Genomic DNA, 562 nt, shown 5'->3' with positions numbered 1-562 from the left:
ATCGGTGCGGCGCAGGCCGCCTTTGACAAAGGGGACTACCGTTGGTCGGTGGAATTGCTGAATCACGTGGTCTTTGCTCAACCCGACAACACAAATGCCATTACGCTGCTGGCGCGCACCTACGACCAGATGGGCTACATGTCTGAATCAGCCGTCTGGCGCAATATTTATCTGACAGCCGCTTCAGAGTTGCGTAACGGACCGCCGAAACGGGAAAGCGATCGCAGTTACGCAATCGATATGCTCATGCAGACACCGATTGAAAGTTTTCTCGATGCCATGGCGGCCGCACTTAACCACAGGAAAACGGCACCGGCACCGGACGCCAATGTGACCATTACCATGAAAAAGAATGTCTTCATCAAGCTTTTGACTGATTCCGCCGACATCAAAGACACCCTGTTGAGCAGTGATTTCAAGATCACCGGCAGCCGGATCGATCTGATCAGATTTCTCACTCTGTTTGACAAACCACCCGTTTCGTTTGCAGTCGTAACGCCGTAAGCACGCAACGCTGCATGGACACGCGGTGGATGGCTATTCCGGCCATTCACCGCGCACA

General features: G+C 53.4%; 1 protein-coding gene. It reads left to right on the top strand.

Annotation, left to right across the window (positions count from 1 at the left end):
• A partial coding sequence (locus ACMUOY_RS20785) for an alkyl sulfatase dimerization domain-containing protein (RefSeq protein ID WP_413894603.1) occupies window positions 1–504 on the top strand: 504 nt, incomplete at its 5' end.
• Window positions 505–562: the final 58 nt, after the last annotated feature.

It is taken from the genome of Candidatus Skiveiella danica, from assembly GCF_022705245.1.
Classification (GTDB): Bacteria; Pseudomonadota; Gammaproteobacteria; order Burkholderiales; family Burkholderiaceae_C; genus Skiveiella; species Skiveiella danica.
The sequence above is the reverse complement of the archived record's forward strand: the minus strand, read 5'-3'. Positions and strand labels throughout refer to the sequence as shown.